The sequence below is a fragment of the Chryseobacterium potabilaquae genome (assembly GCF_902728265.1).
Classification (GTDB): domain Bacteria; phylum Bacteroidota; class Bacteroidia; order Flavobacteriales; family Weeksellaceae; genus Chryseobacterium; species Chryseobacterium potabilaquae.
On the sequence record NZ_CACVBR010000016.1, the window covers coordinates 41,616 to 59,388 of the forward strand.

The following is a 17,773-nucleotide window of genomic DNA, read 5'->3' on the forward strand; positions in this document are numbered from 1 at the left end:
TTTATAACTATAATATATTCTTTAAGCGGATATATTGAAGTAAAATGATTGTTTTAGCATCTTTAACATCTCCAGTTTCGATCATTGCAAGAGCATCATTATAGGAAACTTCAAGCACTTCTATATCTTCACCTTCATATTCTAAACCGCCACCATCATTGACTTTCATTTCAGGGGAGTATTCTGCAATAAAAAAATGGATAATTTCCGTTACAGAACCTGGTGACATATAGGCTTCAAATACTTTTTCTACTTTTGAAATTTTATAACCGGTTTCTTCTTCCGTTTCTCTTTTTATACAGTCTTCAGGATTATCGTTATCGAGGAGTCCCGCACAAGCTTCAATCATCATACCTGTAGAATTACCGTTAATATAGGTGGGTAAGCGAAATTGCCGTGTTAAAATTACTGTTTGATTGGTTTTGTTGTATAGTAAAATAGCAGCACCGTTACCTCTATCATAAGCCTCTCTCACTTGGGTATCTAAAACCCCATTTTTTTTTAAAAGACTAAAAGTTACTTTTTTCAAAGTATACCAGTTGTCTGATAAAATTTCGGTTTTTTCAATCGTTATATTCTTCTCCAATATGATTTGTATTAAATTATAAATTACTTTTTTAATAGATTTTTCAATGCTTTCTCTAGATCAGGGAATTCAAATTTAAATCCTATTCTCTGTATTTTTTCGGAAGAAGCTCTAGATCCTTCTAAGAGAGCGTTTGCGAGTTCTCCAAATATCAGCTTTAAAATGAAACTTGGAATATTAGGCAAAAATAAAGGTTTGTGTATAATATCTGCAATTTTCTGTGTTAAGTTTTTATTAGTAGTATGTTGAGGTGAAGTGGCATTATATGCGCCTTGCATTTGAGAATTTTGGAGTGCAAATTCATAAACAGAACAAATATCATTCAAATGGATCCAAGGCATATATTGTTTACCCTTTCCTAGAGGGGCGCCTAATCCAAATCTAATAGGGGTAATCATTTTCTTTAAAGCCCCATCTGTTTCAGAAAGAACTACTGCAGTTCTTATCTTAACAACTCTTTCAGCTAGATTTTGCTCTTGAAATTCATCTGCTGCTTTTTCCCATAAAATAACTACTTTACTTAGAAAATCATTTCCGGGGGGATCTGTTTCTGTGTAAATTGTTTCAGTGGTTTTTGTTCCATAATAATTAATTCCTGAAGCCGAAATAAACGATTTTAGTTTTAGGTTCTTTTTTCTTAAGGTATCTAAAAGCAACTTTGCTGAATCTACCCGACTGGAAATTAATTCTTTTTTTCTTTGTTCAGTCCAGCGTTTTTCTGAAATATTTGCTCCCGCCAAATGAATAATATGAGAAAGATTTTCAAAAGCAGACTCATCAATGGTGGCATTTTGAATATCCCATTCATATTGATTATGCTGTGTTTTTTTTCGAGTTAAAAACCTGATCGTATATTCATGATCCAATTTTTTTAATAATGATTTTGCGATCATTCCACTAGCTCCTGTAATTAAAACTACTTCTTTCATGATATTCGGTTTTTAGGTTTAGTTTGCTAAGACTTATTTCTTACGATTAAAATAAAATCGTCTTCTAACATTTTATATCCATAGTCGTATATAAATTTGTATTCAGAGCCGTTTTTGTATACTTTTAAGCTTGTAAAATAATCAAAATCAAAACTTAAGCCATCTAATTTAGATCTCGCAACTTTAGTTTTACCCTCCGTATTTATTTCTTTTAAGATTCTATAATTTTTGCGAAGTTTATTATTTATATTTCGCATCAGATTGGTAGAATCTTTATTTTGTTTATTATTGAAGGCATTCCGGCAAGCATCATTACAAAACTTTTTATCTGATCTTCCGAGTATTTTTTCACCACATTCCAGACAGTTCATCATTCTTTATTTTTCATTTTATGGATATGGGAATGTTTTTTCTTCAATATCCTTTTTATTGTATTATGTGTAGGATAGCTTCTGTGTGAAGTTATATTGTTAAAAAGCAAAGCTGTCAATAAAAGAATGATACATCCTGATAAGACAGGTGAAATAACATACCAGTAGCCTAGATCCGGAATTTTTCCTGTTGAGCTTACGGCAATCAAGGCAGTTGCTCCTCCTGGAGGGTGTAATGTTTTTGTATATTGCATTAAAACAATTGAAAACGCTACAGCCAGCGGAGCAGAAAGCCATATAATATCAGGAACAATTTTATATATAGTAACTCCTATAAAAGCAGAAATAACATGTCCCCCAATGAGATTTCTAGGCTGAGCTAAAGGACTTTGAATAGCTCCGTAAATTAAAACGCTTGAGGCACCAAAAGATCCAATTAAAAATATATTTTCTGTGGAAGCTAGAGTATGAGATTGTATAAAAGCAATAATTCCTATTCCAAAAAAGGCTCCTAGAAAAGACCAGAAATGTTCTTTGTAGTTAATAAGAGTTTCTTTATAAATAACATATTTTGAAACTCGGAAAGTTCTTTTAATTATCTTCTTCATGTGTGTTTGTTTGCTGCCTAATATCTTTAATATTACCTTAAATTAAAGAAATGCAAATCTCAATGAGTAAGACTATAAAAGATAGGGTATAGTGTAATATGGATTTGTAGCATTGATCAAAGATAAGCAAATTATCCGTTTTCAAATAGATAAAAAGTGGATTACCCGATTATTTGGAGATTCTATATTTAATATTGGGTATGGTATGGAAGGAATAAAAAAGCTTACCGTAGCCGACTACAAATGATTACAAACGATTTTAAATAATTTTCTCCCGATTTATATTTTTATCTTCTTTCATCTTTGCACCAGAGATTTGAGAGAACAGTGAGCGTTTCAGATCTAAATGTTAAACTAAAAAATTAAAATTATGTCACTAAGAAACAAAGTTACTTTAATAGGTTATACAGGAAAAGAAGTTGAAATAGTAAATTTTGAAAATGGAAATATAAAAGGAAGTGTCTCTTTGGCAACAAGTGATCACTATACCAATGCAAAAGGAGAGAAGGTAGAAGAGACGCAATGGCATAATCTTGTAGCTTTTGGAAAAGTTGCTGAAATCTTCCAAAAATATGTTTCTAAAGGAAAAGAAATAGCTGTTGAAGGAAAGCTAACCTATCGTTCTTATGATGATAAGGATGGAGTAAAAAGATATGTAACGGAGATTAGGGTAGAGGAAATTCTTCTTTTAGGCGGTAAGTAAAAAAGACAGAAGTGATGAAAGTAAAAATTTTTAAGATAAGATTACCGGAAGAATTATTGCACCATGACCAAAAAACATTGGACTGTTTTCTTGAATGTAATGAAATTATAAAAACAGAAACAGCTTTTGTGCATGATGAAAATTATTGGTCTGTGATTTTATATTATGAAGAACAAAAACTTATAGAAAATAGAGTAAAAGAATCCAAGAGTAAAAAATATTCGGCTGAGGATACTATTTTGAATGAAGATGAAGAACATATATTAGAGGCGCTTAAATATTGGAGGTCAGAAAAAGCAAAGGAACAAAACCTACCCATTTATTTTATTGCAACAAATAAAGAATTAATATCAGTAGCAAAATATAGACCTGCAAAAAAGCAAGAACTCTTAGATATTAAAGGTTTTGGAAAACATAAAATAGAAAATTATGGAGAAGAGATTTTAGAAATTCTAGAAAGTATTTGATTTTTAGAACTTAGAATGCAAATGATTGAAATGAAAGCCGATTATTTTATTTGTCGGCTTTTTACTTGAATCAAAATGAGAAGATAGATAAAAAGTCTTTTCAATTGTTTATTTTTGCATTACTTATCATTTATTAAAAATTATAAAATGAAGCCAAGCTTAGCAAAAGGGACGAGAGATTTTACAGCCATAGAAGTTTCCAGAAGAAGATATATTATTAATGCTTTACAGAAAAACTTTGAATTATTTGGATTCCAACCACTGGAGACGCCTAGTTTTGAAAATCTTTCCACATTAACAGGGAAGTATGGAGAAGAAGGCGATCGTTTGATTTTTAAAATTTTAAACTCAGGAGATTATACAGCTAAAGTTAATCAGGAAAACTGGGATTATAAAAATCACCAAAAGCTGACAACTCAAATTTCAGATAAAGCACTCCGTTATGATCTTACTGTACCTTTTGCAAGATTTGTCGCAATGAATCATGGACAATTAACATTTCCATATAAAAGATATCAGATACAACCTGTTTGGAGAGCAGATCGACCACAAAAAGGTAGGTTTAGAGAGTTTTATCAATGTGACGCTGATGTAGTAGGAAGTAAAAGCCTCTTACAAGAAGTGGAACTCATTCAATTGTATTTTAAATCTTTCTCTGATTTGAAGATTCCTGTAACTATTCATGTAAATAATAGAAAAATACTTTCAGGTTTAGCAGAATATGCAGGAATTACAGATAAGTTAATTGATTTTACTGTAGCGCTTGATAAACTGGATAAGATTGGAAAAGAGGGAGTTGTAAAAGAATTATTAGAAAAAGAAATTTCTCAAGAATCCGTTGATAAATTAGATTTTTTGTTTACTCAGTCAGAAGATGCCTTGGAAAATTTGTTACAATTAAAAGAAAGATTTGTAGGCAATGAAATCGGACTGCAAGGAGTTGACGAATTAGAATTTGTACTTACACAATCACTGAGCCTAGGGGTTGATATGCAAAATCTAGTGTTTAATATCACTTTGGCTAGAGGTTTAGATTATTATACAGGGGCTATTTTTGAAGTAAAAGCGGATGGAGTACAGATGGGGTCTATTGGAGGAGGTGGAAGGTATGATAACCTGACAGAAGTCTTCGGGGTAAAAAATATTCCGGGAATGGGAATTTCCTTTGGCTTAGATAGAATTTATCTTGTCATGGAGGAATTGGATCTTTTTCCTCAGGAAGCAACCTCAAAAGTAGAATATTTATTTGCGAACTTTGGACAAGAAGAGTGGATATTAGAAGCGCTAAAATTGATTATGCAGCTGAGAGAAAAAAGTATATCTGCGGAAATGTATCCCGAAAGCACAAAATTAAATAAACAATTTACCTACGCTGAAAAGAAAGGAATAAGAAATATTGTTTTTCTGGGAGAAGAAGAAATTAAAAATAGAAAAGTTACCTATAAAGATCTTGAAGCTGGAGAGCAGAAAACAGTCTCTTTGGAAGAATTTTTAGGATAATTAAATCTGAAAATATAATAGGGAAGCACCATCAAACAGATGGTGCTTTTGTTATATATGTATTATTAAAAGATTTATATTTGTAACAAATATTTCTCAAATAATGAGTGAAAAATCAGTATTTGATGAAATATAAAGAATAGTTGGGTAAATTAGATATTAACTTATCATTTTTACTAGATAAGGAAATAAGTAAAGGAATTTAACAGCTCTTAAAATAATAAGTAAAGGTAAAAGAAAATAGAGTGTAATGGAAGAAGAATTTATTGAACAGAAAATATAATAGACAGACTATGATAAAAGAAATTGTTTTTAAAACATTAAATTGGAGGTGGTATTTTACCTCTTTCATTACATTATTTTTTGTTTACCATTGAGGAAGGAGATTGGGGAGATTATTACGGAAGCAAAGTTGAAGTTTGGTTTCAACCTGAAGATCCAGCAAAACCGGAAAGAAAATTATTGACCAAAAATTATATTATTCAAGGTTTTTAATCTGTTATTTTTGATTTAGTACAATTATACCTCATGAAAAACTATTTAGAAATCAATAAAAACTCATGGAATGCAAAAGTAGAGCCTCATTTAAAATCAGATTTTTATTTTGTAGACGAGTTTTTAAAGGGAAGAAGTTCATTAAACTCTATTGAATTAGAGCTTTTGGGTAACGTTCAAAATAAAACGATTTTACATCTGCAATGCCATTTCGGACAAGACTCTATTTCTTTATCAAGATTGGGTGCTAAAGTTACGGGGATTGATTTATCCGATAAAGCAATTAACGCAGCTAATGATTTATCTAAAAAATGTGGCACTGATACCACATTTATTTGTTCGGATGTATACCAACTGCCAGATCTTCTCAATGAAAAATTTGATATAGTTTTTACAAGTTATGGAACGATAGGCTGGTTGCCGGATCTCAACAAGTGGGCAAAGGTTATCAGTCATTTTCTTAAACCTAACGGATTGTTTATTATGGCTGAATTCCATCCTGTAGTGTGGATGTTTGATGATGATTTTACCAAAATATCCTATAATTATTTTAATGAAAAACCTATTATTGAAACCTATAGCGGAACGTATGCGGATCAAGAGGCACAGATTACTCAGGAATATGTGATGTGGAACCATTCTTTATCTGAAGTTTTTCAAAGTATGAATAATAATCATATTCAAATACAACATTTTGAAGAATATGATTGGTCGCCTTATCCTTGTTTTAAACATGTAGAGGAGTTTGAACAAGGAAAGTGGAGGATATCTCAATTCGGAAATAAGGTTCCTTTGGTTTTTTCTTTGATGGCAAACAAAAAATCATCGTAGTCTAAAAACTGACGATGATTTTTATATATGAATGTTAAAATAAACTAGTCTTGATTAAGAGGGGTTTTCAGTTTTTGGCTTCATCTCGTCCACTTTAGTTTGTACTTGTGATGCCACATCGTTTGCCTTATTTTTAAGATCATTTCCCCATTTATTAAGATTATCCTTAGCATTGTTAATCTTATCTTTTACCACTTGTTGCTGCTCAGGGCTGGATTTTTTATATTTCCAGTAAGCTAAAGCACCCAAACCTAATAGAGCTAATAAGCCATTTGTTTTATTTCCCATGATTTTACTTTTTTATGTTAATATATTAGAATTTGTTATATAGTAAATATGTAAATTACGTGCCAAAAAAAGCAGTTGGATTATAAAATAATGTTAAAGTTAATGAAAGACTTCGAAATTTTTTCCATCAAAACTGGCAAAAACCATAGTAGGATAGGAGTTAGCATGGTAAATATTTCCATGATTATCAATAGCTATAACGCCAGCAAAACCATCAATAGCTTTTAATTCTTCAAAAGTTTTTTGGAATGCATTTTCTAAAGTCATTCCATCAGTCACTCTGGTTACGATTTTTGTAGCAGTCGCATTACTTACAATATCTTCCCCAACGCCTGTACAACTTACCGCACAAAATGGGTTGGCATAATTTCCCGCTACTGTTGCAGAGTCTGAGATCCTCCCAGGAATTTCAAAACCCTTTCCTCCTGTAGAAGTTGCCGCAGCTAATTTTCCATTTTTATCGATTGCTACACACCCTACAGTTCCTTTACCATTGCTTTTAAGCTTTTCATTATATTCTTTTCTTCTTTGAGGAATTTCAGTTGAAAAGTTTTCAAAACCATTTTCCATAGCATAATTTTTTGCTCCAACTCCTCCCAAGACTCTATCGTCTTCTATGATAAGCTTTTTGGCAACTTCTATAGGATTTTTTACCCCTTGAATATTGATAACGCCGCTTAATTTTTGTGTTTCACCATCCATTATGGCAGCACTCATACGAATTATGCCATCGCTTTGAATCTGAGAACCAATCCCTGCATTGTAAAGAGGGTCATTCTCTAAAAGAGAAACAGCATAAGCTACCGCATCAAATGCGGAATGATGCTGAAGATACTCAAAAGCCAATCTTGCTATATTTTTTAATGAATTTTGTTTAGCGAGTTTAATCTCACTGCTTTGTTCGCTTTCTGAGAAAAAGCCTCCATGTATAATTAGTTTCATGATAATTGTACTATTATATATTAAAATATGAATGGTCAGATTTTAAAAGTAAAAATAAAAATCTGACCATCAAAATGTATAGATAACAAGACTATTTTATTTATCTTGTGGTATGGGATTAAATTGAGAGTTTTCTATAGTAAGAGTTCGAGTAGTAAGGTCATAATGATCATTCATTGACATCACATGGACGGTTAGGTTGTCAATTGAAATAGGTTCTCCTAGATTAATGTTTGTCAAATTAGTATCTTTTATAAACCTTCCATCTACAATAATAACAAGCCCGGATCCAACAGCGGTCATCACATCATTATAGATAAAAAGTCCGGTATCTTCTCCTAAACCAATTCCTAGAGTTCTTGGGTTATTAACAACCGCTTGGAAAAGCCGTCCAATTCTTCCTCTTTGTACAAAATGAGTATCTATAATAACATTATCTATTAAGCCGAGTCCTTGCGTGGTTTTTATTTCACCTTTTAATAGAGCTTCAGAGCTGCTTCCTTGGTAGATCATGTTTTCAGAAGCTGCTGCTGCACCTGCTGATGTTCCTGAATAGATAAAATCCTGTTCTTGGTATTTTAATAAAATGGTATCATGGAATCGCGTACCTCCTAAAATAGAAGTTAATCGTAATTGGTCTCCACCAGTAAACATAACAACATCTGCTGCATTTGCTCTAGCAACCATAGCATCAGAATTAGCCTCTTCTCGATTGTGAATATCTAGAATATTTACATTTTTAGCCCCTAAAAATTCAAAGGCTTTTTTATATTCTGTACCTACAATTTGCGGGATTTGAGAAGCAGTAGTTATAATTTCAATAACGGAATTTTCTTTATGCTTAGATTCATTAATAATTTTCCTTAAAATGCCTCTTTCAAAAAAGTTAAGGTTTTTTTCAATGTTCTGATCAAAATCAGATTCTGCAAAGCTGCCTTTATTGACCGCTCCTCCGATAATAATTAATTTTCCAACAGGTTTCATCATGTATGCAAATTTAAAAAATTATTAATATTTTGCGAAATTCGTGCCATATTTAAATTGATTGTTAATGTTTTAAGATTGTTAATTGATATTTATTTCTCGTTGATAAATCTTTAAGCGTAGTATAGTTTCGTTTAGGGTTTTACATTATCTTTGACTTTGAAATGGAGTTATTGAATTTGTTAAAAATGCAAATAAATTATGAAAATTGAAAAGATACAAGCATTGAGTGGTTCTAATATATGGAGTATTAGGCGTAAGAAGCTGATACAGATGAGATTGGATCTAGAGGAGCTGGAAAATTATCCGACGAATAAGATTGAAGGATTTAGAGAAAGAATAGAAAAATTTATGCCTTCTCTGATCACTCATCGATGTTCAGAAGGAGTTGAAGGAGGTTTTTTTCATAGAGTAGAAACGGGCACTTGGATGGGGCATGTTATTGAACACATTGCATTGGAAATTCAGACGTTGGCCGGAATGGATGTGGGATTTGGAAGAACACGTGAAACAAAAACTCCCGGAGTTTATAATGTTGTATTTAATTATATTGAGGAAAATGCAGGTATTTATGCCGCAGAAGAAGCGGTAAAGATAGCAATGGCTTTAGTCGAAGATCAAGAATATGACTTAAATGATTGTATTAAAAAATTAAAAGAGATAAGAGAAAGTGTTCGTTTGGGACCTTCAACAGGGAGTATTGTAGAAGAGGCTGTTTCTAGAAAAATTCCTTGGATTCGCTTAGGTACTAATTCCTTGGTACAATTGGGATATGGTGTTAATCAACAAAGATTTCAGGCAACTATTACGGGAAAAACCAGCTCAATAGCTGTGGATATTGCATGTAATAAAGGTTTAACAAAAAGAATGCTTCACGATGCAGCAATACCGGTTCCAATTGGAGATTTAATTACAGATGAAATCGGTTTGGAAAATGCAATAAATAAAATAAACTATCCTATTGTTATAAAGCCGTTAGACGGCAATCATGGAAAGGGCTCATCGATTAATGTAAATAATTGGGAAGCTGCTAAAATTGGGTTGGAATATGCTCAACAATATTCTAAAAAAGTCATTGTAGAAAAATATATTACAGGATATGATTTTAGAGTTTTAGTTATTAACAATAAAATGGTTGCAGCAGCAAGAAGAGTTCCTGCTCATATTATAGGAGATGGACAGCTTACAATTCAACAACTCATCAATAAAGAAAACCAAGATCCAAGAAGAGGATATGGGCATGAAAATGTCTTAACCGAAATTGAGGTAGATAAAGACACATTGGAACTCCTTGAGAAGCTTCAGTATAATCTTGAAACAATTCCTCAGAAAGGAGAAGTGGTATATTTAAAATCTACCGCAAATCTTTCCACAGGAGGAACTTCGATTGATGTAACAGATATGATACATCCCGAAAATATTACAATGGCTGAGAGGATATCAAAAATTATTGGACTTGATGTTTGCGGAATTGATATAATGGCTGAAAACCTTACCCAACCTTTAAAAGAGAGTGGAGGAGCTATTATTGAAGTGAATGCAGCTCCAGGATTTAGAATGCATTTAGCACCCAGTGAGGGGCTTCCAAGAAATGTAGCTGCTCCAGTTGTGGATATGTTATATCCACCAGGAAGACCTTTTACTATTCCTATTATTGCAGTAACAGGAACAAATGGTAAAACCACCACGACACGCCTTATAGCTCATATAGTAAAGAGTAATGGATATAGAGTAGGATTTACGACTTCGGATGGGATTTATATTCAGAATACCATGCTTTCAAAAGGTGATACTACGGGGCCACTTTCAGCTGAATTTATTTTAAAAGATCCAACAGTGGAGTTTGCTGTATTGGAAACAGCAAGAGGGGGAATTCTTCGTTCAGGATTAGGATTTTCTCAATGTGATATTGGGGTATTAACCAATATTGAAGAAGATCATTTAGGAATGAATGATATTCATAGTTTAAAGGATCTTACAAGAGTGAAAAGGGTTGTTTTGGACAGTGTAAAGAAAAATGGATGGAGTGTTATGAATGCAGATAACATTTCTTCTATGAAAATAATTAATGATCTTGATTGTAATGTGGCTATCTTCAGTATGGATGAAAATAATCCATATATCAAAAGGTTCTCAAAAGAAGGAAAGATTGTTTGTGTATATGAAGAGGGATTTGTAACCATTAAAAAGGGAGATTGGAAAATTAGAATTGGAAAGGCAAAAGATTTTCCGATCACGATGGAAGGGAAAGCAAGATTTATGATTGAAAATGTTTTGGCTGCGAGTTTAGCGTGTTATCTTAATGGCTTTGGAATTGAAGATATTTCTAACTCTCTAAGAACATTTATTCCAAGTGCTCAACTTACTCCTGGGCGGCTCAATATTTTTAAATTCAAAAATTTTAAAGTATTGATTGATTTTGCCCATAATCCTTCAGGATATGAAGCAATAGAAGATTATTTAAAAAATATAGAATCCAATAAAAAAATTGGAATTATCTCAGGAGTGGGAGATAGAAGAGATCATGACATTAGAGAATGTGGAAAGATTGCCGGTAGAATGTTTGATTATATTATTATCCGAAATGAGAAACATCTCAGAGGCAGAACAGAAGAAGATATTAATGGACTTTTGATGGAAGGAATACGGTCTTCGGGGAGAAATGTAAGCTATGAGATTATTCCTAAAGAAATTGAGGCCTTAAAACATGCTATAAGCATGGCCGAAGAAGGAACATTTATAACCGCATTGAGTGATGTAATTTCGAATGCAATTGATCTGGTGCAGGAGTATCAAGCAAAAGAACTTCAAGAAGATATTAAAGTATAAAATAAAAGGCTGTTTATTATTGAACAGCCTTTTTTATGGATGAGCTGTTCTGAAATATGGAGACTTTGTGTCAACTTGTTTTAGGACAGTTTATTTTTATTAAATAGCTATAATCTGAAAAATGTATGTTTTGTATTCTAGAGAGGCTCTATAAAAATATTCCAGGGATTCAATTGTATGTTTAAAATTGAATAATGAACCTTGAATTTTAAATAAAATTTAACATCTAAATGTATAAGAAATCCTTTTAGATAGAGTATTTTAGAATGATAAAACGAGACCAATAAAAATATACTTTTTATAAAGAATAATTCAAATATAATAAACTATTATTATTTGATGTTGTTCGTGGTTTTTTATATTAACTTAAATTAAAACCGTGATGAATTCGGTTAAAACATACACGCTTTTTACTGAACATGATATTTATCTTTTTAAAGAAGGTAAGCATTATAAACTGTATGAAAAATTTGGATCACATTCTGTGGAAAAAGATACTCATAAAGGAGTCTATTTTTCTGTTTGGGCACCCAATGCGGTAAAAGTGTCAGTAATTGGAGACTTTAACAATTGGAATCATAATGATCATATATTATTTCCAAGAACAGATGAGTCGGGTATTTGGGAAGGTTTTATTGTGGGACTGACTTGGGGGACACTATATAAATATGCTATTGAGACTGGTTATGGAGAAGTCTTAGAAAAAAGTGACCCCTATGCACTAAGTTGGGAACAGAATATTCAAGCTGCTTCACAAGTTTCTACCACGTGGTATGAATGGGGAGATAAAGAATGGATACAAACTCGATGGAAAAAAAATAGTTTTGATGCCCCCATTTCTGTTTATGAATTACATTTAGGATCATGGATGAGAAAAGAGGAGGATTCAAACCGGTTTTTAAATTATAGAGAGATTGCTCAAAAATTAGTTCCTTATGTCCAGGAAATGGAGTTTACTCATGTGGAATTTATGCCCGTAATGGAATATCCTTATGATCCAAGTTGGGGGTATCAGATAACCGGATTTTATGCTGCTACTTCGCGTTTTGGTGCTCCACAAGATTTAATGTTTTTAATCGATGAGCTCCATAAAAAGGGTATAGGTGTAATTTTAGATTGGGTGCCTTCACATTTCCCTGGCGATGCTAATGGCCTGCATCGTTTTGATGGTTCTTATTTGTATGAATCTGAAGATTCAAGAAAGGGATTTCATCCGGATTGGAAATCCTATATTTTTAATTACGGAAGAAATGAAGTGAAATCATTTTTAATATCGAATGCTATGTTTTGGTTCGATCGCTATCATGCAGATGGATTACGTGTAGATGCGGTAACGTCAATGTTGCATTTAGATTACTCCAGAAATGAAGGGGAATGGGAACCTAATATATACGGAGGAAATGTGAATTTGGAAGCGAAGGCTTTTTTACAGGAATTTAATGTAGCTGTTTATAAAGAATTTGGGAATAGTATCATTACAATAGCAGAAGAAAGCTCTGATTTTCCCATGCTTACAAAACCTGTTCACGAAGGAGGAATTGGATTTGGAATGAAATGGATGATGGGATGGATGCATGATACCTTGAATTATTTTAAAGAAGATCCCATAAATAGAAAATATTATCATCATAAACTTACGTTTGCTTCCATGTATATGTATAATGAAAACTATATGATGCCATTGTCACATGATGAGGTAGTCCATGGAAAATCGAGTATGATATACAAAATGATAGGAGATGAATGGCAGAAGTTTGCCAATATTCGTGTGTTATATGTATATATGTATACTCACCCCGGTGCTAAACTTTTGTTTATGGGAAATGAATTTGGCCAGACGAGTGAATGGGACTTTACTCGTAGTTTAGATTGGGATTTGTTAAAGTATCCTATTCATAAGGGGCTCCAATTACTTGTTAAAGATCTCAATTATATTTACAGATATGAGTCCGCTTTCTATGAAAATCAATTTAATAAAGATGGTTTTGAATGGGTGGAAGCAGATGATCTCAATAATTCGGTATATGTGTATTTAAGAAAAGGAAAGGAAAAGAGTAATGTTTTTATGATTATTCTTAATCTTACTCCGAAAGTGATTGATTACAAAATTGGAATAAATACAGGTACTCATTGGAAAGTTATTTTTAACTCTGATGATGAAAGATATAAAGGAAGTGGGGTCTCACCCGAAATTTTAGAGGTGCAAAACGTAGAATGGATGAGAAGGCCCAAATCAATGAACATACGCCTTCCTCCTCTTGCAGGAATTATTTTACAAAAGGAAAAAATATAAAGAACACACAATAATACAATAAAATTAACTAAACGATAAAATTAGCAATGACAATTTATCATCTTAGTACGGAATGTTATCCGGTGGCAAAAGTAGGAGGCTTAGCAGATGTGGTAGGAGCTTTGCCAAAATATCAGAATAAAATAAAAGGAATAAATGCAAAGGTAGTAATGCCTTGGTATAATAAGTCGTTTGTATATGATCATGAGTTTAACACTGTTTTTGATGGATTTATTCACCAAGGAGAGAATGTGCTTCAGGTGCAAATTCTCAAAGAAAAAACAGATGTATTGGGCTTTGAATTGTTTATGGTTAAAATCCCAGGCCTTTTAGATAGGGATAATCCTTATGGTTACCAGGATGAAAGCTTTCAATTTTTAGCCTTTCAATATGGAATTTTACACTGGTTAAGTGCTATGCATATCCGTCCGGATATTTTACATTGTCATGATTATCATACAGGGTTGATTCCATTTATGGTAGAAAATTGTCCGGAGTTTAAATTCCTAAAAGGAGTAAAAACAATAGGAACTATTCATAATGGTGAATATCAAGGAGCAATGGATTGGGATATGTCAAAATATATACCCGATTTTGATGGATATAAATGGGGGCTAATGGATTGGAATAAGACGATCAATCCATTAGCAAGTATGATTAAGTGTTGCCATGCCTTCACCACTGTTTCGGAAGGATATCTGAAGGAACTTTTCATCAGCTTTCGAGGGTTGGAGGGGCTAGTTCGTGATGAATTTGGGAAAGCCTATGGAATTATTAATGGAATTGATACAGAGGTTTGGAATCCCGAAACCGATCCAATGCTTGATTTTAACTTTAATATAAATAATGCTGTTGAAAAGAAAAAGAAAAATAAGGAAAAGCTTTGTAAAGAATATGGTTTAAGACCTGAACTTCCATTATTTGCTTTCATTGGAAGATTTGCAACGGAAAAAGGAGCTGATCTCCTTCCTGATAGTGTATGGAGAAGTATAAAACAAAGTTATGGAGGATTGAATATTATAATACTGGGGTCAGGTAATACATATATTGAAAATAAACTGAAGGAATATGACTATACCTATACTAACTTTGCTTTGGATATTGGGTATAAAGAGTATCTTTCACATAAAATATATGCTTCTGCAGACTTCTTACTAATGCCTTCAAGAGTTGAACCTTGTGGACTGAACCAGATGTATTCTATGAGATATGGAACGATTCCTATTGTAAGATATACGGGAGGTTTAAGAGATACGGTACATGATATTTCAACTGGAGGTACAGGTCTCAATTTTACGCATGCAGGAGTTGATGATATTATTCATTCTATGAATAGGGCTATGAAAATTTATCATGAAAAAAATACGATGGAGGACCTTATTCATGCTAATATGCAATTTGATTTTTCATGGGAAAAATCGGCACAAAAATATGTAACCTTATATAATAACCTATTTACTTCAAAGGTCTCTATTTAATAGGAGAAGAAGTAATAATCAAATCTAAAATATTTATGAAAAGTAATGTTATTTCCATTGTTTTGGGAGGAGGAAGAGGAACAAGACTTTTCCCACTTACGTACACGAGATCAAAACCGGCAGTTCCGATTGCAGGAAAATATAGATTGGTAGATATTCCTATTTCTAATTGTTTAAATTCCGGACTGAATAAAATTTTAGTCTTAACACAATTTAATTCAGCCTCTTTAAATTCGCATATTAAAAACTCTTATCATTTCGATATTTTCAGTAAAGGATTTGTTGATATTTTGGCGGCCGAACAAAATGTAGAAAACGAAAGTTGGTATCAGGGAACTGCTGATGCGGTACGTCAATCCATGAGACATTTAGCAAAATATGATTATGAGTATATCCTTATACTTTCGGGTGATCAATTGTATCAAATGGATTTTAGAGAAATGATAGATTATCATATTGATCATGGTGGTGATATTACAATAGCTACCATTCCGGTCAATGCAAAAGATGCCACAGGATTTGGTATTTTAAAATCAGATGATAATGGAAATATTACCTCTTTTGTGGAAAAACCGGAGGGTGATTTATTAAGAGACTTAAAGTCCGAAGTTTCAGATGAGAATAAATATAAAGGAAAAGAATATTTGGCCTCTATGGGAATTTATATTTTCACAAAAAGTATTCTGAAAAAAATGTTCGAAGAAGGAGGAGGAGATGATTTTGGAAAAGATATTATTCCAAGTTCGATAGGGAAATATAAAACACTGAGTTATCAATATGAAGGATATTGGACAGACATAGGAACTATTGAATCATTCTATGAAGCCAATTTAGATTTGTGCAAGGATTTTCCTCAATTTAATTTATTTTCTTCTTCACCTATTTATACAAGAGCGAGAATGTTACCTCCATCTAAAATCAATGGCTCTTATGTTAGTAAAGCTGTTTTTGGGGATGGCTGCATTATCATGGCTGATAAAATAGAAAATTCTGTGATTGGTAATAGAACCCGAATTGATAAAGGAAGTACCATTGTAGACTCTTATGTAATGGGATCGGATTTCTATCAAAATACGGAAGAAATAGTTATTAATGATAGAAATGGACGACCAAATATGGGAATTGGAAAATATTGCTATATTGAAAAAGCAATTTTAGATAAAAACTGTTATATTGGAGATAATGTAAGAATAATCGGAGGAAAACATCTAAAGGATGGCGATTATGTAACCCACGCTGTTCAAGATGGGATTGTGGTTGTAAAAAAAGGAGTAGTACTTTCTCCTGGAACTCATATAGGATAAATTATAAATCATAAATCATAACAAGAGTAATCAATATATTGGTCACTCTTGTTATTTATATTACTTTTGCGTAATGCGGATTTTTAAGACACTCATAATAATTGTTATTTTGCTAGGAGGAGCCTATGCTGCTTCCATGTATTATTTTGTAGATGAAAGTAAAAATTTCAAGATAGAAAAAGAGATTAACTATCCTATTGATAAAGTGTTTTCACAGTTTAACAATCTGCAAAACTTTACCCGATGGAATAATTTTTTTACGAATTCCCAATCAATAGATATCGATTATTATACCCCATATGAAGGACAAGGAAGTTCAATGAGTTACGTGGATCCTAAAAATGATACAGAAGGTGAAATGTTTATAAGATATGAAAATCCCAATATGACGCTAAAATATCAACTGTTTGAAGATAGAAATGAAAATCCCACATTAGTTGATGTTAAATTTAAAGCTGTTTCGGCAGAAAAGACTAAGATTACATGGTTGGTTCATACCCCTAAATTAGCTGTTTTAAGGAGGGTTGAAAATTTTTGGACAGAAGATAGATTTGCTGAAAATATTAATAAAAGTATGGTAAATCTTAACAATATTTTGGGTAATAAAATAGAAAAAGACAACCAGATGGCAGCTATTAAATATGATAGTTTGATAGTGGAAAAAGAAGATGGTATTTTGCTATTAGGAATCAATGTAAGTACTTCAAATAAAAAAGATGCGTTGTATAAAAATATAGTGATGAATTATAATAAAGTTTATAATTATGTCACAATGGATCTAGCCAAGAAAAATGATGAATTTGGACTTCCAATTTTAATTATGGATGCTGATAACTATCAAGATAAAGAAGTCTCTTATTTTTTTGGAGTTCCTATGTCTAAAAAGTTTGGAGTTACAGATAACAATTTTAGTTTTAGAACCCAAAACCCGTCCCAGGATTATGTGATATATTATAAAGGGAGCTATGCAGGAAGAGTGAAAGCTATTCAGCAATTGATACAAAAAGCAAAAAAAGATGAAAGGCGTTTTGGTGATATTCGTCAGACTTTTATTGAAACTCCATTAGAAGATCAGGATGTGAACATAAAGCTCTCATTATCCGTCTACAAGTAGATTCGAAAAAGCTAATTTTTATCATAGTAATTTTTAATGATTTAAGGCTGC

At 32.3% G+C, this 17,773-nt stretch carries 17 protein-coding genes; 10 read left to right on the forward strand and 7 right to left on the reverse strand.

Features of this window, described 5'->3' with window-relative positions:
* Positions 1 to 7: 7 nt before the first annotated feature.
* Genes nudK through CHRY9293_RS10120 form a run of 4 tightly spaced genes read right to left on the reverse strand, consistent with a single transcriptional unit; the run spans position 8 to position 2,494 of the window.
* Positions 8 to 589 (reverse strand): GDP-mannose pyrophosphatase NudK, encoded by a 582-nt coding sequence (nudK, locus tag CHRY9293_RS10105; RefSeq protein WP_162032893.1) that lies wholly within the window; start codon positions 587 to 589, stop codon positions 8 to 10.
* Between the two features lie 20 nt (positions 590 to 609).
* Positions 610 to 1,515, reverse strand: coding sequence for a TIGR01777 family oxidoreductase (locus CHRY9293_RS10110; protein ID WP_162032867.1), 906 nt, complete (start codon positions 1,513 to 1,515; stop codon positions 610 to 612).
* Positions 1,516 to 1,541: 26 nt separating this feature from the next.
* On the reverse strand, positions 1,542 to 1,889 hold the full coding sequence (locus tag CHRY9293_RS10115) for a hypothetical protein (protein WP_162032868.1): 348 nt from the start codon (positions 1,887 to 1,889) through the stop codon (positions 1,542 to 1,544).
* Positions 1,886 to 2,494 carry an HPP family protein gene (locus tag CHRY9293_RS10120; RefSeq protein ID WP_162032869.1) on the reverse strand — a complete coding sequence of 203 codons (609 nt, stop codon included), beginning with the start codon at positions 2,492 to 2,494 and terminating at the stop codon, positions 1,886 to 1,888. The genes CHRY9293_RS10115 and CHRY9293_RS10120 overlap by 4 nt, the downstream gene beginning before the upstream one ends.
* Before the next feature lie 370 nt (positions 2,495 to 2,864).
* Between CHRY9293_RS10120 and CHRY9293_RS10125 the strand changes: the two genes are divergently transcribed.
* From CHRY9293_RS10125 to CHRY9293_RS10140, 5 genes are all read left to right on the forward strand, one after another.
* Complete coding sequence (locus CHRY9293_RS10125) at positions 2,865 to 3,197, forward strand: single-stranded DNA-binding protein (RefSeq protein WP_162032870.1); 333 nt, start codon at positions 2,865 to 2,867, stop codon at positions 3,195 to 3,197.
* A gap of 14 nt (positions 3,198 to 3,211) precedes the next feature.
* The gene (locus tag CHRY9293_RS10130; protein WP_122636631.1) at positions 3,212 to 3,664 is read left to right on the forward strand and encodes an HRDC domain-containing protein; all 453 of its coding nucleotides are present in this window, start codon (positions 3,212 to 3,214) and stop codon (positions 3,662 to 3,664) included.
* Between the two features lie 147 nt (positions 3,665 to 3,811).
* Positions 3,812 to 5,164, forward strand: coding sequence for a histidine--tRNA ligase (hisS, locus tag CHRY9293_RS10135; protein WP_162032871.1), 1,353 nt, complete (start codon positions 3,812 to 3,814; stop codon positions 5,162 to 5,164).
* 363 nt (positions 5,165 to 5,527) lie between these two features.
* Complete coding sequence (locus CHRY9293_RS18875) at positions 5,528 to 5,659, forward strand: hypothetical protein (protein WP_262887711.1); 132 nt, start codon at positions 5,528 to 5,530, stop codon at positions 5,657 to 5,659.
* A 33-nt stretch (positions 5,660 to 5,692) separates the two neighbouring features.
* Positions 5,693 to 6,490, forward strand: a complete 798-nt coding sequence (locus CHRY9293_RS10140; RefSeq protein WP_162032872.1) for a class I SAM-dependent methyltransferase — start codon at positions 5,693 to 5,695, stop codon at positions 6,488 to 6,490.
* A gap of 54 nt (positions 6,491 to 6,544) precedes the next feature.
* On the opposite strand, the gene CHRY9293_RS10145 is transcribed toward CHRY9293_RS10140, so the two are convergent.
* The 3 genes from CHRY9293_RS10145 to CHRY9293_RS10155 all read right to left on the reverse strand — a co-directional run bounded on the left by CHRY9293_RS10145 (position 6,545) and on the right by CHRY9293_RS10155 (position 8,704).
* The gene (locus CHRY9293_RS10145) at positions 6,545 to 6,778 is read right to left on the reverse strand and encodes a YtxH domain-containing protein (RefSeq protein WP_162032873.1); all 234 of its coding nucleotides are present in this window, start codon (positions 6,776 to 6,778) and stop codon (positions 6,545 to 6,547) included.
* A 99-nt stretch (positions 6,779 to 6,877) separates the two neighbouring features.
* On the reverse strand, positions 6,878 to 7,720 hold the full coding sequence (locus tag CHRY9293_RS10150; protein WP_162032874.1) for an isoaspartyl peptidase/L-asparaginase: 843 nt from the start codon (positions 7,718 to 7,720) through the stop codon (positions 6,878 to 6,880).
* A 96-nt stretch (positions 7,721 to 7,816) separates the two neighbouring features.
* Complete coding sequence (locus tag CHRY9293_RS10155) at positions 7,817 to 8,704, reverse strand: cyanophycinase (protein ID WP_122548255.1); 888 nt, start codon at positions 8,702 to 8,704, stop codon at positions 7,817 to 7,819.
* 201 nt (positions 8,705 to 8,905) lie between these two features.
* Between CHRY9293_RS10155 and cphA the strand changes: the two genes are divergently transcribed.
* The 5 genes from cphA to CHRY9293_RS10180 all read left to right on the forward strand — a co-directional run bounded on the left by cphA (position 8,906) and on the right by CHRY9293_RS10180 (position 17,722).
* Positions 8,906 to 11,533: a cyanophycin synthetase gene (cphA, locus tag CHRY9293_RS10160; RefSeq protein ID WP_162032875.1), complete on the forward strand. Its 2,628-nt coding sequence runs from the start codon at positions 8,906 to 8,908 to the stop codon at positions 11,531 to 11,533.
* A gap of 382 nt (positions 11,534 to 11,915) precedes the next feature.
* The gene (gene glgB, locus CHRY9293_RS10165; protein ID WP_185153209.1) at positions 11,916 to 13,826 is read left to right on the forward strand and encodes a 1,4-alpha-glucan branching protein GlgB; all 1,911 of its coding nucleotides are present in this window, start codon (positions 11,916 to 11,918) and stop codon (positions 13,824 to 13,826) included.
* Positions 13,827 to 13,873: 47 nt separating this feature from the next.
* Entirely contained in the window at positions 13,874 to 15,304 is a 1,431-nt protein-coding gene (locus tag CHRY9293_RS10170; protein WP_162032877.1) for a glycogen synthase, read from the forward strand.
* 35 nt (positions 15,305 to 15,339) lie between these two features.
* Positions 15,340 to 16,608 carry a glucose-1-phosphate adenylyltransferase gene (locus tag CHRY9293_RS10175; RefSeq protein ID WP_162032878.1) on the forward strand — a complete coding sequence of 423 codons (1,269 nt, stop codon included), beginning with the start codon at positions 15,340 to 15,342 and terminating at the stop codon, positions 16,606 to 16,608.
* Positions 16,609 to 16,681: 73 nt separating this feature from the next.
* Positions 16,682 to 17,722: an SRPBCC family protein gene (locus CHRY9293_RS10180; RefSeq protein ID WP_162032879.1), complete on the forward strand. Its 1,041-nt coding sequence runs from the start codon at positions 16,682 to 16,684 to the stop codon at positions 17,720 to 17,722.
* Positions 17,723 to 17,773: the final 51 nt, after the last annotated feature.

Coding starts and splice junctions, on each gene's coding strand:
- CHRY9293_RS10110 (WP_162032867.1), bottom strand. CDS start 1,515: ATGAAAGAAGTAGTTTTAATTACAGGAGCTAGTGGAATGATCGCAAAA.
- CHRY9293_RS10115 (WP_162032868.1), bottom strand. CDS start 1,889: ATGATGAACTGTCTGGAATGTGGTGAAAAAATACTCGGAAGATCAGAT.
- CHRY9293_RS10120 (WP_162032869.1), bottom strand. CDS start 2,494: ATGAAGAAGATAATTAAAAGAACTTTCCGAGTTTCAAAATATGTTATT.
- CHRY9293_RS10125 (WP_162032870.1), top strand. CDS start 2,865: ATGTCACTAAGAAACAAAGTTACTTTAATAGGTTATACAGGAAAAGAA.
- CHRY9293_RS10130 (WP_122636631.1), top strand. CDS start 3,212: ATGAAAGTAAAAATTTTTAAGATAAGATTACCGGAAGAATTATTGCAC.
- hisS (WP_162032871.1), top strand. CDS start 3,812: ATGAAGCCAAGCTTAGCAAAAGGGACGAGAGATTTTACAGCCATAGAA.
- CHRY9293_RS10140 (WP_162032872.1), top strand. CDS start 5,693: ATGAAAAACTATTTAGAAATCAATAAAAACTCATGGAATGCAAAAGTA.
- CHRY9293_RS10145 (WP_162032873.1), bottom strand. CDS start 6,778: ATGGGAAATAAAACAAATGGCTTATTAGCTCTATTAGGTTTGGGTGCT.
- CHRY9293_RS10150 (WP_162032874.1), bottom strand. CDS start 7,720: ATGAAACTAATTATACATGGAGGCTTTTTCTCAGAAAGCGAACAAAGC.
- CHRY9293_RS10155 (WP_122548255.1), bottom strand. CDS start 8,704: ATGAAACCTGTTGGAAAATTAATTATTATCGGAGGAGCGGTCAATAAA.
- cphA (WP_162032875.1), top strand. CDS start 8,906: ATGAAAATTGAAAAGATACAAGCATTGAGTGGTTCTAATATATGGAGT.
- glgB (WP_185153209.1), top strand. CDS start 11,916: ATGAATTCGGTTAAAACATACACGCTTTTTACTGAACATGATATTTAT.
- CHRY9293_RS10170 (WP_162032877.1), top strand. CDS start 13,874: ATGACAATTTATCATCTTAGTACGGAATGTTATCCGGTGGCAAAAGTA.
- CHRY9293_RS10175 (WP_162032878.1), top strand. CDS start 15,340: ATGAAAAGTAATGTTATTTCCATTGTTTTGGGAGGAGGAAGAGGAACA.
- CHRY9293_RS10180 (WP_162032879.1), top strand. CDS start 16,682: ATGCGGATTTTTAAGACACTCATAATAATTGTTATTTTGCTAGGAGGA.